Genomic DNA, 24,972 nt, shown 5'->3' with positions numbered 1-24,972 from the left:
TTCACTTTTTATTCTTTTTTGAGCCACCAGATTTACGTTTAGATTTAGGTTTAGGAATACCAGATCCATCATCATCGAGATAATGGGCAGCGGAAAGCCCCGTTCTTCTTCGGTACACCCACAACGCTATGGCGCCAATAATCAGCATCACCGAAATAACTTGTGCTGCACGCAATACGTCTCCTATCATAAGACTATCTGTACGCATTCCCTCAATGAAAAATCGTCCAAACGAATACCAAATAACATAGCTTAAGAATATTTCACCGCGCCGCAAATTCACTCGGCGAAGTAATAATAACAGCGCAAAACCAAGCAGACTCCAAAGCGATTCATACAAAAATGTCGGGTGATAGTATGTACCATCAATAAACATTTGATTAACAATAAACTCTGGCAGTTGCAGGCTTTCTAAATAATCACGTGTAACAGGGCCGCCGTGTGCTTCTTGGTTCATAAAATTTCCCCAGCGTCCAATCGCCTGCGCTAAAATAATGCTTGGTGCTGCTATATCTGCGATTTTCCAAAACGATATTTTTCGCTTTCTCGTAAAAACAATCGCTGTTAATACGGCACCGATAAGGCCGCCGTGAATCGCTAAACCACCTTCCCAAACAGCTAATATATGTCCTGGGTTCTGTGAATAATAGCCCCATCGAAACGCAACATAATATAATCTCGCACACAATATCGCAATTGGAATCGCAAAAATAAGCAAATCTGCAAAAACATCTTTTGGCAAACCACGCTTTTTTGATTCTTTATTTGCTATAACATATCCGATAAGAGCACCTAACCCAATAATGATTCCATACCAATATACCGTTAGTTGCCCCAGTTCAAAGGCTACACGGCCAATTGGTTCAATCGAATACAACATCTGACTTCTCTCCTATCCATAAAAATCATCACGGTCGCCTTCTTCAATCACATCTGTAAGACGATCGGAAAACTGCTTCGCTGTATTGATCCCCATCCGTTTTAAACGGAAGTTCATCGCAGCGACTTCCACGATAACAGCAAGATTTCGTCCCGGGCGCACCGGAATCGTATATTTTGGAATTTCTGTATCGATAATCTGCAATTTCGCTTCTTCCAAACCTAAACGGTCATATGCCTTATTTTCATCCCAAAGTTCAAGGTGAATCGTCAAGCCTATCCGTTTAAACGGACGGACTGCGCCGGCGCCAAATAATGTCATGACATCAATGATGCCAAGACCTCTTATTTCTAAAAGGTGTCGTATGAGTTCCGGCGAACTACCAACTAATGTATCCCCATGCTGCTGAAAGATTTCAACAGAATCATCAGCTACTAAACGATGTCCACGACGAACAAGATCAAGTGCAGTTTCACTTTTACCAACACCGCTTGCTCCTGTTAATAGTACACCAATGCCGTAAATATCCACAAGTACACCGTGCACAGCGGTTGATTTTGCCAAACGCGCTTCTAAAAAGTTCGTTAATTGACTGCTAAGCCGAGTCGTTGTGACATCTGCCCGCATGACCGGAACAGCCATATTTTCCGCACTTTCTACCAATTCCGGCGGCGCAATCAATCCTCGTGAAATGATAATGCCAGGGGTGTCATATGTACAAAGCTTTGACATTCGTTCCTTTTTTTCGTCCGGGGACAACTGTTGAAAAAACGAAAGTTCAGTGCGTCCGATAAGTTGCAATCGTTTCGCCGGATAATACGTGAAAAAACCAGCCATTTCAATTCCCGGCCGTGAAATATCACTTGTTGTAATTGCACGGTAAACGCCTTCCTCCCCGGCCAACACTTCTAAATTAAATTGACTCGCTAAATCATTCGCGGTTACTTTTGGCATCTATATCCCTCTAATCTTCACAAATTCAATCGGAAAGCTCGTTTAAAATCATCAGAATTTTTCCACTTACACTCTTTTCATTGTAGCATGATTCCTAATGATTGTGGAAATAGCAAATCACTATTTACGCTGTTTATACATTCTTATACCTTACGAAAAAAGCTGCCCATCGTAGGACAGCTTGACACTTATTTCTTTTTCCGCAAAGGATCAACGATGAAATGGTTAATAAGCACATTCAAGATGGCAATAATAATAGCTGCTAGTAACGCCATACCAAAGTTCGATATAGTGAAGGCATCACCCATTAAACCAGCAGTCAACATTAATAAAGCTGCGTTAATAATAAAAATGAACAACCCAAGAGAGAGAACAGTGATAGGAAGCGTAAACAGAACGAGGAGCGGCCGAATAAAAAGATTGATAACCGATAAAATAATGCTCGCGATAACAGCAGCAGCAATCCCATCAAGTTCAAAACCGTTGAAAAAACCAGCCACGACCATGAGCGTAACTGTATTAACAAGGAACGGTACAAGACAACCCATTATTCTACAGAATCTCCCTCATTCGGCATAATAACAGCTAAGATAATATAGGCGACCGGGATGGGGAATACAGCTGTAACAAAAAATAGGATGACGGTAATGATACGAACCAGCGTAGCATCTACATTAAAATAGTGAGCAATGCCCCCGCATACTCCAGCAAGCATTCGATTATGCCGGCTTCGTTCTAGTTTTTTCATGGTGCTTCCCTCCTCAAGCATGTTCTGGTTTTACAGAAATGGAACCAGTTTTCGTACTGGCATTCAATCGCAATCGCGGGGATCCCGTATGATTGGATGTGAACTGTAATGACTTTTGAATAAAATCCTTCTTTTCTTCATGAATCTCCATGTCATCCAAAGAATAATTATAATTTCCCACATTTGTTCGCAACTGTCCTTCTGTCCGGATATTGTCCGGCAACGTGACAAAAATACTCCCCGTAGTCGCAGATAAATTCGCTCGTGCGTCTTGGTTGATTTTCATCAAACTATCAATCGTTCCATTCACAGATTCCGCTTCAACATCTCTTATTTCAGAATGAAGTTCAATCGTTCCATTCATGGTTTTAATATCCCCAATATCTAAATTTCCACCCGAAACTTTTATCGGGCCATTCACAGTCTCTGCGTGAAATTTCATCGCATCCGGGTTTTGAACGGCTAAACTCCCATTAACCGCTTTAGCGGAAAAACTATTTACTTTTACATCTTCCCCCTTCAAATGCCCATTAAACGTATATAGCTGCACACGTTCATATGTCTTGCGGGGGACATACATTACCGCATTAACTTTCATTGCTTTCGTACGAGTGTAAAACAACAGATGCGTGCCGTCCACTTCAAATACCGTTTCCTTTAAAAACTCACGACGGGCGTCATCCAACGTTTTTCCTTTATAAACTTTCACATCGCATTCAATCTTTACATCAGGTTCATCCCACGGCTTCCATTCTAAGGAACCGTTCTCCAATGAAATGTCAATGACAGATTGGTCCATTCCCTTATGTTGAAAGATATGATGAACCTCTTGATAAGGACCAAAGTTAAAATCTAAATCCAACTCTTTAATTTTTTGGATAGCACTGTCAATAAAATCAGTGAATCCTGTGGCGGGATCCGTTTTTTTCTGCTGTTCTGTTTCTTCTTCCGTGCGCCCTCTTCTATCATGTTCCCAATTTACTTTTGTTGACAAGTCTGTGCCTGTCGTTGCTTCTGACACATCTTCCGCCTTTTCTTTCGAAGACGCTTTTGCTGAATAAGAATGGTGTGAATCCTTTGGACCACTAACCGAAGATGCAGATTCCTCTGTCTCTGACTCTTCCGGCTTGTCTTCCTTGTCCGAATGAAGCGCTTTTAATAACTTCGTTCCATCTTCTGCTGTTATTTTTCCATCGTCTATCATTTTTAAGATAATCTTGCGTTCTTCTTCCATGATTGATCCCTTCCTTTTTTAAATAATCGGAGACCAGACACACTTTTTTCGTTCACACCGTTTCCTATTTTCTCATCTACGTTTAAGATACCGTATTCGTTTCAGCATTTCTTCGGTCTGAAGTCGGAATGCCTCTCCCCCTGCTGTCCGTTTTTGCATGTGGGGTGCAAAAAAATAGCGTCCCACCTGCACATACAATGGTTTTGAATTCGATGACTAATAGGTCTATCATCCATTTTCTGCAGACGGGACGGCTATACATTACGAAGTTGAATGTTCTGCTACTTTTTCAGCGGCAGCCATTCGTTCTTCCATTCTTTTTCGTTCTCTTTCTAAAATCGGCTTAAGATAATAACCGGTATACGATTCTTTATTTTCGGCCACTTTTTCCGGTGTTCCGGTGGCAACGATTTTGCCTCCTTTGTCACCGCCTTCTGGACCAAGATCAATAATGTGATCAGCTGATTTAATAACATCTAAGTTATGCTCGATAATAAGAACACTGTCGCCATTTTCTACTAAACGCTGAAGTACGGTTAAAAGTCGGTCGATATCGTCAATATGAAGTCCTGTCGTAGGTTCGTCCAGTATATAGAGGGACTTGCCATTGGAGCGTCGTTGCAGCTGACTAGCTAATTTCACACGTTGTGCTTCACCACCCGATAATGTCGTAGCTTGCTGGCCGAGTGTAATATACCCCAAACCTACGTCATAAAGCGTTTGGATTTTGCGCTTTATTTTCGGGATATTTTCAAAGAAATCTAACGCTTCTTCTACTGTCATCGCTAGAACATCTGCAATACTTTTCCCTTTGTATCGTATGTCGAGCGTATCACGGTTATACCTTGAGCCTCCACATTCTTCACAAGGAACATACACATCGGGGAGAAAATGCATCTCAATCTTTATAATCCCGTCCCCTTTACAAGCCTCACAACGTCCGCCTTTAACGTTGAAACTGAACCTTCCTTTGTTGTAGCCGCGTATTTTGGCTTCATTTGTCATAGCAAATACATCCCGGATATTATCAAACACACCCGTGTACGTAGCCGGATTGGAACGAGGGGTCCGTCCGATCGGCGATTGATCGATATCGACGACTTTTTCTAATTGGTCGATTCCTTCTACTTTTTTATGTGCTCCCGGTTTTCCTTTGCCTCGGTGGAGCTTTTGCGACAATGACTTGTACAAAATATCATTAATCAACGTACTTTTTCCGGAACCGGATACACCTGTAACTGCTGTTAGCAAGCCTAACGGGATATCAACATTTGTAGTCTGAAGGTTATTTTCTTTCGCTCCTTTTATTTTTAATTGACGCTTCTCTGGTTTTCTTCTCGACATCGGAAGTGGGATGAATTTCTTACCTGACAAGTATTGTCCCGTCATTGAACGATCGTCTTCTTTAACTTCTTCCGGAGTTCCTTCGGAGACAACGTAGCCCCCATGTACCCCTGCACCTGGACCAATATCGACAATATGGTCAGCCGCAAGCATAGTATCTTCATCGTGTTCAACGACAATCAACGTATTACCTAGGTCTCTCATCCGTTCGAGTGTCTTAATAAGGCGGTTATTATCACGTTGATGTAACCCAATCGATGGTTCATCTAAAATATAGAGAACCCCCATTAATGAAGAACCGATTTGGGTTGCAAGCCGGATCCGCTGCGCTTCTCCGCCAGATAAAGTGCCGGCTGAACGACTCATCGTTAAATAATCAAGGCCGACATTAATTAAAAATCCAAGTCTTTCATCAATCTCTCTTAAAATAAGGCGGGCAATCATTAAATCTTTTTCAGAGAGTTCCAGACGTTCAAAAAAGTCTTTCGCATCTTTAATAGATAATGTCGTTATTTCTCCAATATGATTGCCGGCTATTTTGACCGCGAGACTTTCTTTACGAAGTCTGTTCCCTTTACATGTTTGGCAAGCATTGTTCGCCATATATTGTTCCATTTGTTCTCGAATAAAATCTGACGCTGTTTCATGATAACGACGGGACACATTATTTAATACACCTTCAAAGTAAATGTCGCGCTCGGTGATACTACCACGGTCATTTTCATAGCGAAATGTCATTTTTTCTTTCCGGTTGCCATGCAAAAGAATATCGAGCTTTTCCTTCGGCAGTTCTTTGACTGCAACATCCATATCAATATTAAAATGACGGCACACCGACTGAAGCAGCTGCGGATAATATTGTGAACTCGTAGGTTCCCACGCTGCGATTGCGTTATCATTTAATGTGCGGTCCCAATCTGGAATAACTAGCTCTTCATCTACTTCTAGTTTACTTCCCAACCCGTCACATGTCGGGCAGGCGCCAAAGGGACTGTTAAATGAAAACAACCGCGGTTCTAATTCGCCGATAGAAAAACCGCAATGAGGGCAGGCGTGATGTTGGTTAAAAAGAAGTTCTTCTCCATCAATAACATCAGCCATCGCCTTACCACCGCTTAAATCAAGCGCTGTTTCTAAAGAGTCGGCAAGCCGTGTTTCCACCCCTTCTTTTATAACAATTCGGTCTACAACAACTTCGATATCATGTTTTTTATTCTTTTCGAGATTAAATTCTTCACTCACTTCACGCATTTCACCATCGACACGAACGCGGACAAACCCTTTTTTCTGCAAATCTTCTAATACTTTGACGTGCTCGCCTTTACGACCTGAAATAAGTGGCGCAAGAATCTGCATTTTTGTCCTTTCGGGATATTCCATCATCAAATCAACCATTTGCTGCACAGTTTGCGAAGAAATTTCGACGTTATGAACAGGACATATCGGACGCCCCACTCTTGCAAAAAGTAGTCTCAGGTAGTCATATATTTCTGTCACGGTTCCTACAGTAGAACGAGGATTGCGGCTTGTCGTTTTTTGATCAATGGAAATAGCAGGCGAAAGTCCTTCAATTGAATCAACATCAGGTTTATCCATCTGTCCTAAAAACTGACGAGCATAAGCAGATAATGATTCTACATAACGGCGCTGTCCTTCTGCATAGATCGTATCAAACGCCAAAGAAGACTTCCCTGAACCGGATAAGCCTGTAAAAACAATCAGTTTGTCACGGGGAATCGTCACATCGATATCTTTGAGATTGTGAGAACGAGCCCCTTTAATTTGTAAATTTTCGATTGACATAACGGTCACCCTTCCGCTTTTAGTTCAAGTAGCATATCACGCAGTTCTGCCGCTCGCTCAAATTGGAGGTCTTTGGCAGCTGTTTTCATTTCTGATTCCATCTGTTCGATGACTTTTTCACGCTCTTTTTTACTCATTTTGTCCAAGGCAGGCTTATCAAGGTCGCTACTGTCATCTGAGGTGATAGTTGCCTGAATGAGCTCTGGAATTTCTTTTTGAATGGTCGTTGGGGTTATATCATGCTTTTCATTAAATTCTTTTTGAATGGTACGACGTCGATTCGTTTCTTCTATAGCAACATTCATAGAATTCGTGATCTTGTCAGCATACATGATAACGTGTCCATTCGCATTTCTTGCAGCACGTCCCATCGTTTGAATGAGAGAGCGTTCTGCCCGTAAGAATCCTTCTTTGTCTGCATCAAGAATCGTGACAAGAGATACTTCTGGTATATCCAGACCTTCACGCAATAAGTTTATTCCAACTAGTACATCGAATTCCCCGAGACGAAGTTGACGGATAATATCAATACGCTCTAACGTTTTCACTTCTGAGTGCAAATATTTCACTTTAATACCAACCTCTTTTAAATAAGAGGTTAAATCCTCTGCCATTTTCTTTGTTAGGGTCGTGACGAGGACTCTTTCTTTTCGTTGTTTCCGTTCGTTAATTTGTCCTATTAAATCATCAATTTGACCTTCAATCGGTTTGATATCAATGGTTGGGTCTAACAAACCGGTAGGGCGAATGATTTGTTCAATCACTCCAGGAGACTTTTCTAGTTCATAAGGTCCCGGTGTCGCTGAAATATAGACCACTTGTTTAAAGCGTTGTTCCAATTCTTCGAATTGCAACGGTCTGTTATCCATCGCAGACGGTAGCCGAAAGCCATGTTCCACCAAGACTCCTTTTCGTGCCCGGTCTCCTTTATACATTCCACGAGCCTGCGGTAGGGTAACATGAGACTCATCTACAATTAACAAGAAGTCATCCGGAAAAAAGTCCATCAAAGTGTATGGAGATTCTCCGGGTTTTCGAAAGGTAAGATGGCGGGAATAGTTTTCAATCCCCGAACAAAAGCCCATTTCTTTCATCATTTCTAAATCATAGTTCGTACGTTGCTCCAGCCGTTGTGCCTCAAGCTCTCTACCATTATCACGAAAAGTCTGAAGCTGCTCTTCCAGTTCTTTTTCGATATTTTCAATCGCACGAGTCATCTTCTCTTCTCTTGTCACAAAGTGAGAAGCAGGGAAGATGGCAACGTGGCCACGCTCCCCTAGTATTTCACCAGTTAAAGCATCTACTTCTGTAATACGGTCAATCTCATCACCGAAAAATTCTACACGTATACAATGCTCGTCTCTCGATGCAGGAAAAATCTCTACTACATCTCCACGTACTCGAAATGTTCCGCGTACAAAATTAATATCATTTCTTTCATATTGAATATCGACTAACTCACGCAATAACGCATTTCTCTCTTTTTCCATATCTTTTCTAAGGGATAAAACGAGATCTCGATACTCTTCTGGAGAACCAAGTCCATAAATACAAGAAACACTGGCTACAATAATGACATCGTTTCGTTCAAATAAAGCACTTGTAGCTGAGTGCCGTAACTTATCAATCTCATCATTAATACTTGCATCTTTTTCTATAAACATATCGGTTGAAGGAACATAGGCTTCTGGCTGATAGTAATCATAATAGCTGACAAAATACTCTACAGCATTATTTGGAAACAGTTCTTTAAATTCATTATAAAGTTGGCCAGCTAATGTTTTGTTATGTGCCATCACTAAGGTGGGCTTATTCACTTCTTGAATGACGTTTGAGACGGTAAATGTCTTTCCAGTTCCCGTAGCGCCAAGCAATGTTTGATGTTTTTCCCCATTATTTATGCCCTCAGTAAGAGCTTGGATAGCTGCCGGTTGATCTCCTTGAGGGTCATATTTAGAAACCAACTCAAACGTTTCGTTCATGACTGAATCCCCCACTTTATATATTAAAACTTTCATTCTTCATTTATATATCCGCTTATACATTATACCACAGATATTAGCAATTTAAACGACTTTTTCGAATATATGTTCGTTTTATGACATTTTCAATTTAAAAAAATCTGTACCTTTTAAACGTTCCGTCAAACAAATCATACAAAAAAGCAGCCGTAATGATTTAGTCATCACAACTGCTTTTACTTTTGTTGGAATATGGAATAATTCCTTTGCTTTATGTTATGCCTCTTTTGCGGACGGATCGAATGTGTTTTTTTCTTTTACTAATAAGACACCTATTTCATGATGTTCGTTGTCATACACCGCTGATTGGACGTGCCTCAATTCTCCTTGTAAATCAGTGACCTCTATTTTACAGTAAGCGGAATTCTTTTGTAACGCATAATAAAATTCCTTTTCTGAATTCACTTGCTGTCCATTCACTTTCATAATCGTCTCGCCCGGCGCCAACCCCATTTTAGCAGCCGGTGAACTTGGCAGAATACCTAGAACTCCTACCCCTCGTGATCTTGGCATAAAAAAGGCGGGTCTTGTCCGTTCTTCTCTGTTCAACCAAACCGTTAATGCTTCTCGAATCAGTATTGCAGCGGCAGCTGTATATAATGCGGCCTCTGGGAAATAAAAGACCGTGGCAGCCCCTCCTCCAGTCAACAAGCTTAATAGAATAATCCGCTGTCCCGCCCTTTTTACAGCAGGAGCTGGAAGCGTATGAAATATCGTATAGTTTGTCCCCATTGCAAATGGGATCAGAAATAAAGCAAAATCATTTCCTCCGACTGGCAACAACGGCCACCAAGAGATTGATTCAATCATCCCATCTGGAACAAGCATAATAGAGGGTATAAACCAAATTCGTTGCAGCCGGTGAGCCCCCATCCTTTTCCCGCGTGTACTTTTCACAACGACAGGAGACGTGTGTTTGTTTCCGTTTTTCCATATTAATATACCTTCTATCATGATTAAAACGGCAAGCCATATGATTACGAGTCTAAAATCGGTGCCTGCCAATGCTTGCAACCAATTATCTATAAACGCATTGCCACTGTTCCATTCGGGTAGAAACAAAGCCAAAATTACTGCTGTACTAACGGTAAAAGCAGGTGATAACCAATTTGTCCGCCCTGTCATTAAAACAAGCAGCAAAATAATCGACACTAAACCGATAAATGCAAAAGGAACAGCAATACCGCTTACAATCACGATAATTGACAACACTAAACCTGCCAGAAAGCCAGGGAGTAAAGGTGCCGTCAAATCAAAGGCCATTTGAAAGATACGAGTATGAAACGTCAAACGTTCCCGTTTCACTCGAAAATATCCGAGCAGCAACATCGCAATCGGAATGACATAAGTAAGCGGATGAGCAAAAAATCGTCCAATAGCTTGTACGAATTCCCAGCCTATTTCTTCCATGACAACACCTCCATCCATTATGAGAAAAGCGCAGCATCATAAACTGCGCTTTAAGCATGTTCTCTATTTTCTTTATTATTTAGAAGTTTTTTCACCAATCAGTTCAAGCGCTCTATTTAACTGGTTATCATTTGCGGGATCTTGAATGAGTTCGAGCAAATCCTGATTCATCCTGGTCGTCGTTTTCTCATTAATCACACCAGTTACCTGAAGGTCATCCACAGATTCTTGGTACGAACGAACCGCGTTTGCTGTGTCCTCATCAAAGTAGCCATCCATTCGTTCTGGGTCATATCCGAGACCTTTTAACATTTGCTGAGCGATTTCGACTTGCTCTCCACTGGCTTCCTGTTCAAGATCTTCTTCCGGTGAAAGGACGGCGGAATAAAAATATTCGGGTTGTTCTACTTCTACCGTCGGCTCGACACCCTCTTCATTAATCCAATTGCCATCGGAGGTAAGCCATTTGTACATCGATAGCTTAAGTTGACTGCCATCTCCTAAACTCGTGGACTGCTGTACAGTTCCTTTCCCATAGGTTGTTTGACCGACTAAATCGTACTCACCTGCTTCTTTTAACGCACCGGCCAGTATTTCTGAAGCAGACACACTTCCTTCATCAATCAGACCAACAATTGGATACTCTTTCTTTTCATCAAGGGACGAAATCGAACGGGTTGTGTTACCGTTTGGCGGTTCAATTTGAACAATCGGTTCATCTCCCGGAATAATCAAGTCTCCAATATCTTCAACGCTTTCTAAATATCCGCCGGGATTTCCTCGAACATCAATTACCAACCCATCAATACCCTCTTCTTCCAAGTTGGTTAAATGCTCTTCAAATTCCTCAGCAGTATTTTCTGAAAACGAGGTCAATTCTATTATACCAATGGATTGACCGTTTTGATCTTTCACTTCAGAATTTACCGTTTCAACGGGGATTTCATCTCGTTCTACATCTACTTCAAAAGGATCCGATGAACCTTGACGTTGCACGGTTAACGTTACGGTGGATCCTTTTTCACCGCGAATTTTTAAGACCGTCTCATTCAACGTATCCCCTTCTGTACTTTCCCCATCCACTTCTAAAATCTGGTCATTGGGCTGCAATCCTGCTTCTTCGGCAGGGGAGCCTCCAAAGGGGGAAACAATGGTAACAGTGTCATCAACCATACTAACTTCTGCACCGATTCCTTCAAACGAAGAGTCCAATGATTGACTAAATTGAGAAGCCGTATCTTCATCCATATAGGCAGAATGAGGATCATCGAGTTCATCGACCATTCCATTCAATGCGCCTTCAAACAATTTTTCCGTATCTACATCACCCACGTAATCCTCATCAATCGTTTTATAAACACGTTCTAATTTTTTCAGTTCCTCTTCCACCGAATCCGACGTATCATCTTCGGTTTCTGATTGTAACTGTTGGGCCATATTCGAAACGGATTGAGTCGTATCGTCCTTTTCTTCACCATTTATGTTCATTCCGGCATACACTCCGCCGGCTCCAGAAATTAATACCGCTCCCGTTATCGCTGAAGCTAATTTTGTTTTCCATTCCATTATGCTTTCCACCCCAGCTCTTCTATATAATAACCTTGTCATCGAGTATCATCATCTTATTATATTCTAGCATGAAAATGGGATTCAAAAAATATTATTTAACAAACATTAAGAAAAACTTGGGATTTGTTGCAACGTTTGATTATAGCGCATAGCTTCCTTTATTTTATCAACCAATAAATATACCACAGACGATTCCAATAATAACCACTTGCCAAGCAGAAATTTTCCAGAAATACAGCAATGCAAACAGCCCAACTGCAAGTGCAAAATCTACCTGACTGCCTATTGCACTTGTAAATATCGGATCATAAAATGCAGCAGCCAAAATTCCTACGACGGCGGCATTCACGCCATACAACGCTGCATTAATTTTAGCGTGTTGGCGTAGTTTATCCCAAAACGGAATACTTCCTATAATGAGTAAAAAAGCAGGTAAGAATATGGCAATCGTTGCTAGCAATGCTGTGGACCAACCACCCATCACAGCTCCAAGATAAGAAGCGAACGTAAAAAGAGGTCCAGGCACAGCTTGAGCTGCTCCGTATCCTGCCAAGAATTCTTCTGCATTTACCCAACCATGTGAAACAACTTCTTGTTCTAACAACGGAAGTACGACATGTCCGCCTCCAAATACTAATGCTCCCGCTCGATAAAAACTATCAAACACATCCAATGCTTCAATGGAAAACACAGAGCGCGCTATCGGAAGCAGCACTAGTAAACTAAGAAATATTCCTAAACATATGGCGCCCGTTTTGGCGTGAATCGGAACAGCCATCGATTGAGATTTTGGATCTTTCTTTTCTTTATATATGTAAAGACCGACAAAGCCAGCTGCTATAATAAGCAGCACTTGACTATAAACAGTCTGCCAAAGCAATAGTAGAATCATAGTCACAACTGCGATAGAAGTACGCTCACGGTCCGGAGTTAATTTTTTTCCCATTCCTAATATGGCATGTGCAACGACTGCGACCGCCACTACTTTCAGTCCATTTATCCAACTAGCATCTGCTAAATCATAGTTTTGCAACAATACTGCAAAAATGACTAATACCATAACAGACGGTAGTGTAAATCCTAGAAAAGAAACAAAAGCTCCAGGAATGCCCGCTCGTACCATTCCGATTCCCATCCCAACTTGACTGCTGGCAGGACCAGGCAAAAATTGCGCTAATGCTACCAAGTCGGCATAATTTTTTTCATCCAACCATTGACGGCGGCGAACGTACTCTTCATGAAAATATCCAAGATGGGCAACCGGTCCCCCGAATGAAGTAAGTCCAAGCCGTAAAGATATTAGTAACAGTTCTAATAAACTTCCACCGTTTCTCATATACACCTTCCTCCAATAAATTCATAACTTGTCTCATCATACCGAAACTTTGCAACATAAGGTAGATATTTTCTCTTGTCTTTACAAAATTTTTACCTTACAGTTTTCAGTATCAACAAGATATAGATTGGAGGTCCAGGATGAAACGAATTTATATGGATTACAATGCCAGCACACCGATTGCGCCTGAAGTCCAACAAATAATCATCGAAACGCTCGAAGGAGCATACGGAAATCCTTCCGCTTCTCATTGGGCTGGCATACCTGCCAAAAAAGCTGTAGAAAAGGCCCGTGCACAAATTGCATCCCTAATTGGAGCTGCTCCAGAGGAAATTATTTTCACCAGCGGAGGAACCGAAGCAAACAATCACGTATTAAAAGGGACAATCGATGCCTGTCCACATAAAGGTCATATTATTACAACAAAGGTTGAACACCCTGCCGTACTAGAACCTTGTCGTCATCTTGAAAAATATGGTACAGAGGTGACATATTTAGAAACCGATACATATGGGCAAGTCCATCCAGCGGATATTAAAGCAGCCATTAAAGAAAACACCGTGCTTATTTCTGTAATGCATGCGAATAATGAAGTCGGTACGGTGAACCCGATTCATCAAATAGCAGACATCGCTCGTCGTCATCATATTCCATTGCACTCCGATGCTGCGCAGTCACTTGGAAAAATTCCTGTAGATGTGAATGAACTGGGAGTGGATTATCTTTCAATTGCCGGACACAAATTATATGCTCCAAAAGGTATCGGTGCCTTGTATATTCGAAAAGGACAAACTCCTGAGTCTTTTATGCACGGAGCGGGACATGAACAAGGAAGACGAGCCGGAACGGAAAACGTAGTACTTGCCGCCGGTTTAGGAAAGGCTTGCGAATTGATTGAATACGATAACCACCAGACAGATATACAAGAGCTTCGGGATGACTTTTGGCAGCAACTACAAAACGAATTTGGCAGCCGAATTATTCTGAACGGCCACCCGGTAGAACGACTGCCAAACACCTTACATGTCAGCTTTAAAGGATATATAGGACAAGATATTCTCAACGACATTCCCGACGTATGTGCATCCACCGGTGCCGCCTGCCATTCTGGATCCGTGAATCTCTCCCCCGTATTAAAAGCAATCGGAAAAGATACCGAATCCGGGAAAGGGGCCATTCGTTTTAGTCTAGGTCGATACACGAAAAAAAGCGATATCCAGATAGTGGTGGAAAGTCTCAAGAAAATCATTTCCAAATAAAAAGCTAACCACCTACCGCAGATCCTTATCGTTAGAGAGCGGATGTCCATTATTTTCTATTTCAGTAAAAATAGTGGACTCCGCCTGTTTTTGTTGTTGGGGCGAAATCATTCCCGCCATCATTTCTTTAAACTGGCCTACCGTTATCGGTTTCGCATCCTCTTTCAACTCGTATCCCAATTGTCCGTTCGGTTCAAGAGTCGCTTTTTTCACATCCGTTATGTTGGAAACACCTTGTTGACGAAGCCTCATTTCCAGTGTATCAATCGTAAACCTCATCTTCTTCAGGGTCTCGTATTGCGGTACTCCTTCATTGATAACAAGTTTCGACTTACCTGTAATAATTTTTTCCAGTGCATTAAACTTTAACTGTAAATACTCAATCAATACAAGCATTCCAATAAAAATGGCAGATGCTACGATCGTTTTCCATAGACTATTTTCGATAATTGGTTGTATAATAATCGATCCAATGGAAATCATAACAACCGTTTGCGCAAGCGACATTTGCGAAATCGATTTACGTCCCGCTATGCGAAGCAATAAAATACCAGCAAGCACTAAAACGGCTGATTCCCAGATGAAATGTAAGTCCATAATCGACCCTCCGTGTATGTCCATTGTGCATGTCCCTTAGTGTGAGATAATAGAAACTGTTTATACTACGAACACGTAAAAAATCTCTGTATTTTCATATAACGGAGTATCGTTCTAGCATGTCGGCCTTCTAGAGTGTTGGGATTTTGAAGTAACATTAATTGTTTGATGAACGCTTGATCACAACCGCAATAGTTTCCAAATTTCCGGTAACATTCGTCATGTGCTTTACATGCAGCATCGACTGCATTGATTGGCGGTCTCGGACCACTACATCCCGGACCACACCAATTATATCCAGGAAATATACAAAGTCTCGGACGGTTCAGCCTTCGATTGTTATAGTTGTAGGCCATCGTTCCTCCCTCTCAAAACATTTTTCGTTATGATATGAAACATATAAATTTTTTGCTTGGACGACAGCCTTGTTTCACAGCCTATTTTCATAGAATTGGTGCTGATTGGAGACTAGGCTGTTGTCCATGGAGACCGGTTGTTCTTTAAAAGTGGAGAAGAGGTGGATTGTCCGATCGGCGCTCTTTTGTTTGTAACGACTGTTTTTTAAATCTATCGGTTTAAATTAATTAATACGTCTAAAGATAGCAAAAAATTGGCGCAGAAACATAAAGAAAGAACCCTACATAGAAAAAAACGCCTTATCTCTAAGACGCCCCTACCCTTAAACGACAACATTTCTAGTATCCTATTTCATAATGTCCCAACCCATCTAAATCTCAGTGAGGCTATCCTGAGCAGTCCTGTATGTTGGAATGCCAGTATGTATACTCACTCTCAGATACGGCACATAAAAAATTATTGTCGATAAGTGTTCCCTTCTATTTTGTCGACTACTTTAACTAAATTACTAAGAAATGTAGTCATTGATTTTCTATTTATGTTAGAATTTTACATTAATATAAACATACAGTTGTTTTACTTTCAAACTATTCAAAACAACTTATGTTAATATTCAAAATTTAAAAAGAGGTGAATTTACAAATGAGAAAATTCATGCTGTCGTAATAAATAATGACAGACCAGATAGATCTACACATTATCCTGACTATTCCAGAGGTGGACTACAGTGAGTAACATTGAAAGAAAGCAGCTTTTTGTTGAACATGAAACAAAAAGGTTCACACAAGATGAAGATAATTTAAAAACTGTGTTACAAGGTTTATTTTACTCTGAAAGAATTTATGAGAATGACCAAATTTTTATTCAACAGGTTATTACTTTAGAGTGGGATTCTCAAGGCAGGTCTAGTAAACATCTCATTATTCTAAATTTAGAAAGAGACTTAGACAATCCAGGGGATGAATTTATTCCTTGATAATTTAACAGTTACCAAAAGGCAACCAAATTGGTTCATATACCATTTGGTTGCCTTTATTAGAGTTCTGTAATTAGCAACGATAATTTTATAATCAAACGCGGTAGATGTTGATGGTACATTTCTTTTATCTTACGCCATGGTCAATTCGTCCATCCACATGCCGGTACTGAGCAGGACATACAGCATCGTATAAATAAAACGGTCCTTCTTTTGAAAAATGATCCTACAGAAATTGGACTCCTCGTCGCGAAAGTCCCGGTTCACTAGTTCCTTTTTCGGCGTGGCGAACCTCCCATCTGTTTCTTTCAGAAGAACGGGTAAAAGAATAGATACAATAGGCAAGGATTTGCAATAGTATTTGGTCGCGGGTCCTTGCCTGTTTTTGAGATACCGTTTCGTTTTTTGTCTCACATACCTTCATGTACTTCAAAATGAAGACGTGCCCCTCGTTTTCCAAATGGAATCACCATCGGCGTCCCGTGCAATGGGTCAGGCGTGATGTGACAGTTTAATTCAAAGACATGATTCACCGTATCAACTGTCATAATATCTGCCGGACGTCCTTGGGCATAAACGGTTTTATCCTTTATCGCCACAAGATTATGAGCATAACGACAGGCCATATTCATGTCATGAAGTACCATAACAATCGTCCTGCCTTCTGTTTCATTTAATTCATATAATAAATCGAGCACTTCTACTTGATGAGCCATATCCAAGTATGTTGTCGGTTCATCTAAAAGCAGCGTTTCTGTTCCTTGTGCAAGACTCATTGCAATCCACGCACGCTGACGCTGGCCGCCGGAGAGCATGTCAACTGATTGATGAGCCCAGTCTTCCATATTGGTTGCTGCCAGCGCTTGATGCACCATATTCTCATCTTCGGTTGACCACTGTTTTAACCAGCTTTGATGAGGATATCTGCCTTGTTGAACGAGTTGTTCGACGGTTAATCCTTCCGGAGCTGTCGGGCCTTGCGGAAGAATGGACATTTTTTTTGCTACTTCTTTCGTTTTAAGACGAGAAATATTTTCCCCGTCAAGCAATACTGTTCCTGTTTCCGGCTGGAGTAAACGAGCGATGGTTCGCAGCAATGTTGACTTTCCGCATCCGTTCCCACCGATAAAAACCGTTATTTCTCCTTCTGGAATACTAATAGACAAGTCTTTCAAAATCGGCTCCTTATCATAAGAAAAGCTCAGATCTGTCACTTGCAAATTTTTCATGAATGGAAGCCTCCCTTGTTAAAGTTGATTTCGATTTCTATACAATAGATAAAGAAAAAATGGAGCCCCTACACCTGCTGTAAACACCCCTGCCGGTACATCGATAGGGTAAAATATCGTACGGGCGGTTACGTCTGCCGCAAATAATAATAGAGCACCTACGAGTGCTGATGCCGTAATCAATCCACCAAATGTACGTCCGACCAGAACGCGGGCGATATGTGGAGCAATTAAACCGACAAACCCGATAGCTCCAACTACTGCTACTGCAGTCCCCGCTAAAACAACACTAATAAATAATAAAGTAAAGCGGTCTCTCTGCATCCGGACACCTAGACCTTCTGCTGTATCGTCTCCGAACTGCTGAGCATTCAAACTTTTTGAAAAAACGAGAGCAAAAGGCGTAAGTAAAAAAACAACAGGGAACATGATATATATATCTTCCCACGAAGCCCCGTAAATACTTCCCGTCAACCATAAATATGCTTGCCCTGCAGCGACTGATGAACTAGCTACAATCATAAAGGTTGTTCCCGCACTCATAATAGCAGCAATACCAATTCCGATTAAAACAAGCCTGATGGGCGTTACTCCTTTTTTCCAAGCCAATACATATAGGAGTATTGACATGAGTAGCGCTCCTGTAATGGCTGCAACAGGAAGCCATTTAATCCCAACACTGCTTCCAGCGGCATACGTTAAAAACGCTATAGCTGCGACAGAAGCTCCCCCAGTTATACCAATAATATCTGGTGCAGCCAGAGGATTTCTAACCACTCCCTGCAATATCACACCGGAAACACCGAGAGCCGCACCAACTAGAAGAGAAACCAGTGTACGAGGAAGACGGGAATTATTAATGATGAAATAGTCCCCGCCTGTCCCCGTGCCAAACATTATTTGGATGACTTCGATGGGATGAATTATTTTGTTCCCCAAAGAAGGCCCGAGAACGCAGGCACACAATACAGCTGCCAGAAGCAGCGCCAGTCTCCAAACCATTCGTTTTTCCATTTTAAATGAAGCCGTCTTCCCGCGAAATGTTAAAACTGGTTTCATCTGCTGGACACTCCTTTCCTAGCAATATACACGAAAAAAGGACCGCCAACGATTGCTGTCATTACACCAATTGGAACTTCCTGGGGCATGATGATGAGACGAGCCAGCACGTCTGCTGAAACGAGCAGAACAGCCCCAATCAAAGCTGAAAATGGAAGAAGCAAGCGGTAGTCACTGCCTGCAAAAAAACGAGCAATATGTGGAACAACCAGTCCAATGAACCCGACAGCCCCAACAACCGCTACCGCACTTCCAGCAAGGATTACGACTATTATTCCCATCGTTCCTTTCAATTCGGCTACATGCTGTCCCATTCCTTTTGCAACGTCATCCCCTGTCACCAGTAGATTTATAGCTTTTCCCATACACAACGCTATAATGATAGCTGCACCCATAAATGGAAGAACCGGAAGTAGCATCTCAAATGTACGCCCGCTAACAGAACCAGCAAGCCAGAACAGAACGTCCTGCAACCCCGCTTCATCCAAGACTAGAATTCCCTGCGTATAGGATTGAAATAAAGCACTAATGGCTGCACCAGCCAACACCATTTTGACCGGTGTCAGTCCATCTCTTCCGATAGACCCAAGAAAATATACAACCATAGCGGCAACAGCAGCGCCCAAAAATGCGAGCCCCATTAAGGAAACCAAAGACGAAACCGAAAGAAAGACAACACCAATGACGACAAAAAATATTGCTCCCTGATTAATGCCGAATATGCTTGGAGAAGCCAATGGATTTCTTGTTAAAGCTTGCATAAACGCTCCCGCCACTGCCAAACTGGCTCCTACAATCGTAGCGATAACCGCACGTGGCAGACGGTTGGATTGGATGACGATGTGCTCTGTCGACGTCTCATCATAAGAATGAAAAGAAGACAAAGCCTGTTCCAGCGTTATAGATGTTTGTCCGAAAACGATGCTTGCTGCAAAAGACAGCAAAAAGAGTATAAAAATCAGACAAAAACGAATCCTTTTTTTCATTAAAACTGCTTTCATCTATCTCCCTCTTCCTTATTCACCCTTTCTATGATCTGATTATTCTTCTACGCCAAACATATCGTACAAATCGTCTACCATAAGATTAGCAGCCAATACACCACCGCCAGCATTCCATGTTTCCTCTTCCACCATGTAGACTTCATCGTTTTGTACAGCTTCGAGTTCTTGCCAGAGCGGATGAGACGTCCACTCTTCATATGTCTCTTCAATCTGCTCGGTTTCCGTTCCCGAATTAAAATTAAAAATAACTTCTGCATCAGCTTCAGGAATGCTTTCTTTTGATGATAGTTTAATACCCCATTCATCCGGATTATCGTGCCCTTCTGGTCTTTCAAATCCGGCATCTTTTAAAATTTGACCTGCAAATCCCATATAAAAAATCCGAGCGTGGTCGGCACGAAAATTCGTTATTGCCGCTTCGATTGGAAGGTCATCCCCCATTTTTTCTTTAAAAGTATCGACGCGATTTTCATAATCTTCCAATAACTGATTGGCTTCTTCTTCTTTATTCAGGGCTTCCCCGGTAATTCTGAGAGTATCTTTCCATTTGTACACTTCTTCTCCTACGACGGTTGGTGCAATGGCAGACAAGTCATCATATATCTCCTCATGTCGTGTTTTAGAAGCAATAATGACATCAGGATCCATTTCTGCAATCGCCTCAAGATTAGGTTGTGTTTCTTGTCCGATAATTTCTGTCCCTTCAAGATCATCACGTAAGTATTCATAAATCGGCTGTTGGGTCCATGACTCCACCATTCCGATTGGTTCTATGTCAAGCGCCGCTGCCGTATCATTCGCTCCTTGATACAGTGTCACTACTTTATCAGGGGTTCCCTCTATTTCTGTCTCTCCCATCGCATGTTCTACTATTCTAGTTTCACTGCTCTCTCCTGATTCGTTATCTGAATCTGCACTACTACTGTTTCCAGACCCTTCTTCTGTACCGCAAGCAGCTAAAAGAGCAATAATGAATAAAAAAGGTATAAGTTTTCTTGTGTCGAACATAGTAATTCTCCTCCTATTAATAATTGATAATGATTTTCATTGTTAACTATAGAGTTATTTTATACTATCGTCAACACTTTTCAAAAAAAAGTATTATTTGTCGAATAGAAGGGAGATTCTCCAAATGTATTTTGATCCGGAAACGAGCCAAATAACGAATTAAATATCCGCCAGCTTCTCTACTCTTCGTATCTGCTAACGAATCGTCGTGCGCCATTCAAACCACTGCTCTGTTTCACTTCCTCCACTTCATGTGTTTCCCTTGATCACTTATCAATAGGTGTTACCTCAGGATTTCTCAATGGACCCCCGCACATTTACTAGTAGAACCAAAAAAAGGCCCACAACATTAACTAGTTGTGAGCCTTTCTTCCAGTATATTTTCACTACTATGGCAAATAGTTTCTTGGATTCACAGAGTTCGATTTAGCTCCGTTCCACGGGCCTTCGTGTACTTCAAAATGGAGGTGTGCTCCTTGAGAAGCACCGGTATTTCCCATCACTCCAATTTGTTGTCCTCTCGATACGCTGTCACCAGATGAGACTTGGGTAGAGGACATATGTGCATAAAGAGTTGTCACTTGTTGCCCATCAATCCGGTGCGAAAGCATAACGGTATTACCGTATCCATTCATGTAACCTGCTTTTACAACCGTACCACTCTCCGCCGCAACAATAGGAACATTCGAACGACCTCCGGATCCTATATCAATACCAGCGTGCAATCTGCCCCAACGCTGGCCATACTCCGAAGTGTATGTACCAGTAGCAGGTTTCATCATAGAACCGCCATTGTCTGCGGGGGCACTGCCCGAAGGTCCACTGCCAGAACCGCCAGTAGATTCTTCCTGAGCCTGTTGACGCTGACGTTCCTCATAAGCTTCAAGTTCTTGTTCCGCCGCTTTCTCTTGTTTTTCGAGAAGTTCTTCTTCATCTTGAAGAGATAATAACGCATCTTCCAATACATTTTCTTCTTCTTCTAAGTTACCTAGAATATCACGTTTTTCTTCACGCTGGGATTCTTGTTCTTCCTTCAAATCCTCTAAGTCCGCCATTTCCTCCTCTAGGGATTGGCGTTCCTTTTCTACTTCTTCTTTCGCATCCTCAAGTTCTTTCTGGTCCTTAATGTGGTCCTCCAAGATTTTTTTATCCTGATCTGCAATTGTATTTAGAGCAGATACCCGGTCCAGAAAATCGCCAAAGCTTTTCGCACCCATTAACACGTCAAGATAATCAACCGAACCGCCGTTTTGATACATAGCTTTCGCTCTATCTTTTAAAAGCTCGTCCCGTTCTGCGATTCTTTCTTCCAATTCCTTGATGCGTCCATCCAATTCTTCAATACGCTCTTCTGTATCAGCAATCTCTTCTTTTTTTTCCGTTATCTTTTCATTGGTTTCGGTCATCTTTTGATCAAGATTTTTTATTTCTTCATTTACCTCTTGAATATCATCTTCAAGTGCTTGCATTTCTTCCTTTGTTTCTTCAGATTCTGACTCTTTATTCTCTTGTTTTTCCTGCAAATCATTTAATTTTTGGCGAAGTTCTTCATTAGCTTCAGCGGTGTTTTCAGAAAAACCGTATGTAAAACCGGATGATACAACAAATACCGCAGCCATGACTTTGATTAATCCTTTTCTCATCCCCATGGTTCCTCCTCTAGTCTAAACTTTCAAGAACTTACGAACGGACGTAATACTTCCCCATATTCCAACCAGTATGCCTATCCCAAGTAAAACAAGGGATACTTGCAGGGTTAGCGGGAAAACCGGCAGCATTTCGGCAAAATTTAGGCTGAGCCTGTCCGCATAGGCATCATATAAGTAATGATATCCTCCTGTCATGACGGCAATCGGTATGACAGATCCTGCCACTCCGAGCAACAACCCTTCTATGAAGAAAGGCCAACGTATAAATCCATTTGCCGCGCCGACAAGCTTCATGATTTGAATTTCTTTTTGCCGTGCTACAATCGTCAATTTAATAGTGTTAGAAATTAAGAACATAGCGGTAAACATGAGTCCTAATACAAGAACAACCCCAATAATCCGCAAAATATTCGTTACATTAAAGAGTTGTTCTACTACTTGCTCTCCAAAGTCAACTCTTTCAATATTAGGAAGTTCCTGTGCTTGTTCTGCCACATTTTCGGTCAATTGCGGCGATGTCGCTTGAAGAATAAACGCATCATTCAAAGGATTTTCATCCCGCAGTGACTCAAATGCTTCACTGTTATCTCCTAAACTATTAATCAGTTGATCGAGTCCTTCATCTTTACTCAAATATGTAACACTATCTACATTTTCTAATTGTTTTAATTCCTCTTCCAGTTCTTCTTGTTCCTGGTCAGATGCAGTCACATCAATATAAACCCTAACTTCTACATCCTCTTCGACCGATGACATGAAATGGTTCATATTCATAATCAAGAGAAGAAACACACCAACAACTAGGAGCATAATCGTAACGGCACTAATAGAAGCAAAACTCATCCAACCGTTACGACCAATATTTTTCATGCCTTCTTTTCCGTGACGCACTAAGGTTCTACTTTTCATAGCCGTAGGTCCCCCTTGTTTCATCACGAACAATTCGACCTGCTTCAATCGCAATAACGCGTTTCTTTATCGCGTTTACAATCTCTCGATTATGGGTAGCCATAAGAATAGTCGTGCCATTTCTATTGATGTTTTCTAGTATCTCCATAATCTCCCATGATGTATCTGGATCTAGATTTCCGGTAGGCTCGTCCGCAATCACAACACGCGGGTAGTTGACTATGGCACGAGCAATAGATACGCGTTGTTGTTCTCCACCTGATAGTTCATCCGGGAGGAAGCGCGCCTTATTTTTTAATTTAACAATATCAAGAACTTCCATTACACGTTTGCGAATGACATCACGTGATTCTTCAATCACTTCGAGTGCAAATGCCACATTTTCAAAAACAGACAATCTCGGAAGAAGTTTAAAGTCTTGAAAGACGACGCCGATTTTTCTGCGTAAATGCGGTACGTGTTTTTCTTTCAATGTTGTAAGGTCTGTTCCGTGTATGGTGATTGATCCATCCGATGGCTTTTCTTCTCTATAAATCATTTTGATAAACGTTGATTTACCAGCGCCGCTTGGTCCAACCACATAGACAAACTCACCTTTTTCAATCAAAATATCGATGTTATTAAGGGCATTAACCCCGTTTTTATAGGTCTTTGTTACATTGTTCATTTCTATCATACAAATCACTTCCTGAAGCAAACATATTCTGTGTTGTTCTTCTTGTTCGTTGCCCGCTCAAGCACCTTTACATGAAAAGATACTTGGACGTACCCAAGCACATTCAATCTTTTTTCTAGATGTCATTGTTTAGCTTCTTTTGTTGAAAAAACGAAAGAATGCAATATTTCTGTCGTTGTCCATTACATATTGTATCATTTTTTTATCATGAAAAATGCTAAAAAAGTATTACATTTTTATTTCAATCATTGTAAAAATTTAACCAAATACATATGTTACATTGATTCACCAGTTATTTCCGGGCTTTTCGTATTAATAAACATAGGTATATATACCTATGTTTATTTTGTTTTACATGTTTTCTGCAAAAGAAACGCAAGACGTCCGTAAAGCTGCGATACAGACGGGCGCTTTCAGAAGTTACTCTCGAAGCGGCTCTGCATCATCCTCCCTGGATTCGCCCGCCTATCGTTTCTGCCCAGAACCTTATAAAAACAAAAAGACCCTGTTGGAAAGCATTGTTTCCTAACAGAGTCTTTCTATTTCTTATTGATCAGCAATCCAGGCTGCTACATTTTCTGCTTCTTCACCTTCAATGATGTTAGCCTGCATACCGTTACCACCATTTTGGATCATCGATAGTACTTCGTCTTTTGACAAGTCATTGCCGGATAATTCCGGTCCTACTTGACCCTCAAGGTTTTCACCATGACATTGCAGACAGTTACTGTCATAGCTTTCTTGTGCGGCTTCGGCGTCGTATGACTTCCCGCCGCCATTTCCACCGCCGTTGTCAGCGCCAGAATCTCCAGCTTCATCTTCTCCGCCGCCACCACAGGCGCCAAGGATTAACATAGCACTTCCAGCAAATGCCAACATCGCTTTCTTCATGTTGATACCCTCCCTTTGTAAAAAAAACTGCAAAATATTACATATTTTATTGTAACCCA

22 protein-coding genes are annotated in these 24,972 nt (G+C 41.4%); 2 read left to right on the top strand and 20 right to left on the bottom strand.

Annotated elements, in window-relative coordinates; translation table 11 throughout:
- Position 1: 1 nt before the first annotated feature.
- The 10 genes from lgt to J2S78_RS03420 all read right to left on the bottom strand — a co-directional run bounded on the left by lgt (position 2) and on the right by J2S78_RS03420 (position 13,299).
- Complete coding sequence (lgt, locus tag J2S78_RS03465; protein WP_306896294.1) at positions 2 to 880, bottom strand: prolipoprotein diacylglyceryl transferase; 879 nt, start codon at positions 878 to 880, stop codon at positions 2 to 4.
- 12 nt (positions 881 to 892) lie between these two features.
- On the bottom strand, positions 893 to 1,834 hold the full coding sequence (gene hprK / locus J2S78_RS03460; protein ID WP_125553348.1) for an HPr(Ser) kinase/phosphatase: 942 nt from the start codon (positions 1,832 to 1,834) through the stop codon (positions 893 to 895).
- Between the two features lie 188 nt (positions 1,835 to 2,022).
- Complete coding sequence (locus J2S78_RS03455; RefSeq protein WP_306896290.1) at positions 2,023 to 2,382, bottom strand: phage holin family protein; 360 nt, start codon at positions 2,380 to 2,382, stop codon at positions 2,023 to 2,025.
- Entirely contained in the window at positions 2,382 to 2,582 is a 201-nt protein-coding gene (locus tag J2S78_RS03450; RefSeq protein WP_306896289.1) for a PspC domain-containing protein, read from the bottom strand. Before J2S78_RS03450 ends, J2S78_RS03455 begins: the two co-directional genes overlap by 1 nt.
- A 13-nt stretch (positions 2,583 to 2,595) precedes the next feature.
- The gene (locus J2S78_RS03445; protein WP_306896287.1) at positions 2,596 to 3,816 is read right to left on the bottom strand and encodes a DUF4097 family beta strand repeat-containing protein; all 1,221 of its coding nucleotides are present in this window, start codon (positions 3,814 to 3,816) and stop codon (positions 2,596 to 2,598) included.
- Positions 3,817 to 4,077: 261 nt separating this feature from the next.
- The gene (uvrA, locus tag J2S78_RS03440; RefSeq protein WP_306896286.1) at positions 4,078 to 6,963 is read right to left on the bottom strand and encodes an excinuclease ABC subunit UvrA; all 2,886 of its coding nucleotides are present in this window, start codon (positions 6,961 to 6,963) and stop codon (positions 4,078 to 4,080) included.
- Between the two features lie 5 nt (positions 6,964 to 6,968).
- Positions 6,969 to 8,945 (bottom strand): excinuclease ABC subunit UvrB, encoded by a 1,977-nt coding sequence (gene uvrB / locus J2S78_RS03435; RefSeq protein ID WP_306896284.1) that lies wholly within the window; start codon positions 8,943 to 8,945, stop codon positions 6,969 to 6,971.
- A gap of 255 nt (positions 8,946 to 9,200) precedes the next feature.
- Positions 9,201 to 10,394 carry a PDZ domain-containing protein gene (locus J2S78_RS03430; RefSeq protein WP_306896282.1) on the bottom strand — a complete coding sequence of 398 codons (1,194 nt, stop codon included), beginning with the start codon at positions 10,392 to 10,394 and terminating at the stop codon, positions 9,201 to 9,203.
- A gap of 75 nt (positions 10,395 to 10,469) precedes the next feature.
- Positions 10,470 to 11,960, bottom strand: a complete 1,491-nt coding sequence (locus J2S78_RS03425; protein ID WP_306896280.1) for a S41 family peptidase — start codon at positions 11,958 to 11,960, stop codon at positions 10,470 to 10,472.
- A 169-nt stretch (positions 11,961 to 12,129) separates the two neighbouring features.
- Positions 12,130 to 13,299: a chromate transporter gene (locus J2S78_RS03420; protein ID WP_306896278.1), complete on the bottom strand. Its 1,170-nt coding sequence runs from the start codon at positions 13,297 to 13,299 to the stop codon at positions 12,130 to 12,132.
- Positions 13,300 to 13,439: 140 nt separating this feature from the next.
- Between J2S78_RS03420 and J2S78_RS03415 the strand changes: the two genes are divergently transcribed.
- Positions 13,440 to 14,558, top strand: a complete 1,119-nt coding sequence (locus J2S78_RS03415; RefSeq protein ID WP_306896276.1) for a cysteine desulfurase family protein — start codon at positions 13,440 to 13,442, stop codon at positions 14,556 to 14,558.
- Positions 14,559 to 14,570: 12 nt separating this feature from the next.
- Here the strand turns inward: J2S78_RS03415 and J2S78_RS03410 are convergent, their stop codons facing one another.
- Entirely contained in the window at positions 14,571 to 15,155 is a 585-nt protein-coding gene (locus tag J2S78_RS03410; RefSeq protein WP_306896274.1) for a DUF421 domain-containing protein, read from the bottom strand.
- A 65-nt stretch (positions 15,156 to 15,220) separates the two neighbouring features.
- Positions 15,221 to 15,511: a phospholipase gene (locus tag J2S78_RS03405; RefSeq protein WP_306896271.1), complete on the bottom strand. Its 291-nt coding sequence runs from the start codon at positions 15,509 to 15,511 to the stop codon at positions 15,221 to 15,223.
- A 728-nt stretch (positions 15,512 to 16,239) separates the two neighbouring features.
- Between J2S78_RS03405 and J2S78_RS03400 the strand changes: the two genes are divergently transcribed.
- A complete protein-coding gene (locus J2S78_RS03400) occupies positions 16,240 to 16,488 on the top strand; it encodes a hypothetical protein (RefSeq protein ID WP_306896269.1) in 249 nt (82 codons plus the stop codon).
- 410 nt (positions 16,489 to 16,898) lie between these two features.
- On the opposite strand, the gene J2S78_RS03395 is transcribed toward J2S78_RS03400, so the two are convergent.
- The 8 genes from J2S78_RS03395 to J2S78_RS03360 form a co-directional block, all read right to left on the bottom strand.
- Complete coding sequence (locus J2S78_RS03395; RefSeq protein WP_306896267.1) at positions 16,899 to 17,717, bottom strand: ABC transporter ATP-binding protein; 819 nt, start codon at positions 17,715 to 17,717, stop codon at positions 16,899 to 16,901.
- Positions 17,718 to 17,735: 18 nt separating this feature from the next.
- Positions 17,736 to 18,776, bottom strand: a complete 1,041-nt coding sequence (locus J2S78_RS03390) for a FecCD family ABC transporter permease (RefSeq protein WP_306896265.1) — start codon at positions 18,774 to 18,776, stop codon at positions 17,736 to 17,738.
- Positions 18,773 to 19,777 carry a FecCD family ABC transporter permease gene (locus tag J2S78_RS03385; protein ID WP_306896264.1) on the bottom strand — a complete coding sequence of 335 codons (1,005 nt, stop codon included), beginning with the start codon at positions 19,775 to 19,777 and terminating at the stop codon, positions 18,773 to 18,775. Before J2S78_RS03385 ends, J2S78_RS03390 begins: the two co-directional genes overlap by 4 nt.
- A gap of 39 nt (positions 19,778 to 19,816) precedes the next feature.
- Positions 19,817 to 20,788, bottom strand: a complete 972-nt coding sequence (locus J2S78_RS03380; protein WP_306896263.1) for an ABC transporter substrate-binding protein — start codon at positions 20,786 to 20,788, stop codon at positions 19,817 to 19,819.
- A 389-nt stretch (positions 20,789 to 21,177) separates the two neighbouring features.
- Positions 21,178 to 22,431, bottom strand: a complete 1,254-nt coding sequence (locus J2S78_RS03375) for a murein hydrolase activator EnvC family protein (protein ID WP_306896262.1) — start codon at positions 22,429 to 22,431, stop codon at positions 21,178 to 21,180.
- Between the two features lie 21 nt (positions 22,432 to 22,452).
- Positions 22,453 to 23,346, bottom strand: coding sequence for a permease-like cell division protein FtsX (ftsX, locus tag J2S78_RS03370; RefSeq protein ID WP_306896260.1), 894 nt, complete (start codon positions 23,344 to 23,346; stop codon positions 22,453 to 22,455).
- Positions 23,336 to 24,022, bottom strand: coding sequence for a cell division ATP-binding protein FtsE (gene ftsE, locus J2S78_RS03365; protein WP_306896258.1), 687 nt, complete (start codon positions 24,020 to 24,022; stop codon positions 23,336 to 23,338). Before ftsE ends, ftsX begins: the two co-directional genes overlap by 11 nt.
- 546 nt (positions 24,023 to 24,568) lie before the next feature.
- Complete coding sequence (locus tag J2S78_RS03360) at positions 24,569 to 24,913, bottom strand: c-type cytochrome (protein ID WP_306896254.1); 345 nt, start codon at positions 24,911 to 24,913, stop codon at positions 24,569 to 24,571.
- Between the last annotated feature and the right edge of the window lie 59 nt (positions 24,914 to 24,972).

Source organism: Salibacterium salarium (assembly GCF_030813635.1).
Taxonomy (GTDB): domain Bacteria; phylum Bacillota; class Bacilli; order Bacillales; family Marinococcaceae; genus Salibacterium; species Salibacterium salarium.
The sequence above is the reverse complement of the archived record's forward strand: the minus strand, read 5'-3'. Positions and strand labels throughout refer to the sequence as shown.

Coding starts and splice junctions, on each gene's coding strand:
- J2S78_RS03360 (WP_306896254.1), bottom strand. CDS start 24,913: ATGAAGAAAGCGATGTTGGCATTTGCTGGAAGTGCTATGTTAATCCTT.
- ftsE (WP_306896258.1), bottom strand. CDS start 24,022: ATGATAGAAATGAACAATGTAACAAAGACCTATAAAAACGGGGTTAAT.
- ftsX (WP_306896260.1), bottom strand. CDS start 23,346: ATGAAAAGTAGAACCTTAGTGCGTCACGGAAAAGAAGGCATGAAAAAT.
- J2S78_RS03425 (WP_306896280.1), bottom strand. CDS start 11,960: ATGGAATGGAAAACAAAATTAGCTTCAGCGATAACGGGAGCGGTATTA.
- uvrB (WP_306896284.1), bottom strand. CDS start 8,945: ATGAACGAAACGTTTGAGTTGGTTTCTAAATATGACCCTCAAGGAGAT.
- J2S78_RS03395 (WP_306896267.1), bottom strand. CDS start 17,717: ATGAAAAATTTGCAAGTGACAGATCTGAGCTTTTCTTATGATAAGGAG.
- J2S78_RS03380 (WP_306896263.1), bottom strand. CDS start 20,788: ATGTTCGACACAAGAAAACTTATACCTTTTTTATTCATTATTGCTCTT.
- J2S78_RS03390 (WP_306896265.1), bottom strand. CDS start 18,776: ATGAAACCAGTTTTAACATTTCGCGGGAAGACGGCTTCATTTAAAATG.
- J2S78_RS03415 (WP_306896276.1), top strand. CDS start 13,440: ATGAAACGAATTTATATGGATTACAATGCCAGCACACCGATTGCGCCT.
- hprK (WP_125553348.1), bottom strand. CDS start 1,834: ATGCCAAAAGTAACCGCGAATGATTTAGCGAGTCAATTTAATTTAGAA.
- J2S78_RS03410 (WP_306896274.1), bottom strand. CDS start 15,155: ATGGACTTACATTTCATCTGGGAATCAGCCGTTTTAGTGCTTGCTGGT.
- lgt (WP_306896294.1), bottom strand. CDS start 880: ATGTTGTATTCGATTGAACCAATTGGCCGTGTAGCCTTTGAACTGGGG.
- J2S78_RS03405 (WP_306896271.1), bottom strand. CDS start 15,511: ATGGCCTACAACTATAACAATCGAAGGCTGAACCGTCCGAGACTTTGT.
- J2S78_RS03420 (WP_306896278.1), bottom strand. CDS start 13,299: ATGAGAAACGGTGGAAGTTTATTAGAACTGTTACTAATATCTTTACGG.
- J2S78_RS03385 (WP_306896264.1), bottom strand. CDS start 19,777: ATGAAAGCAGTTTTAATGAAAAAAAGGATTCGTTTTTGTCTGATTTTT.
- J2S78_RS03450 (WP_306896289.1), bottom strand. CDS start 2,582: ATGAAAAAACTAGAACGAAGCCGGCATAATCGAATGCTTGCTGGAGTA.
- J2S78_RS03375 (WP_306896262.1), bottom strand. CDS start 22,431: ATGAGAAAAGGATTAATCAAAGTCATGGCTGCGGTATTTGTTGTATCA.
- J2S78_RS03430 (WP_306896282.1), bottom strand. CDS start 10,394: ATGGAAGAAATAGGCTGGGAATTCGTACAAGCTATTGGACGATTTTTT.
- J2S78_RS03455 (WP_306896290.1), bottom strand. CDS start 2,382: ATGGGTTGTCTTGTACCGTTCCTTGTTAATACAGTTACGCTCATGGTC.
- J2S78_RS03445 (WP_306896287.1), bottom strand. CDS start 3,816: ATGGAAGAAGAACGCAAGATTATCTTAAAAATGATAGACGATGGAAAA.
- uvrA (WP_306896286.1), bottom strand. CDS start 6,963: ATGTCAATCGAAAATTTACAAATTAAAGGGGCTCGTTCTCACAATCTC.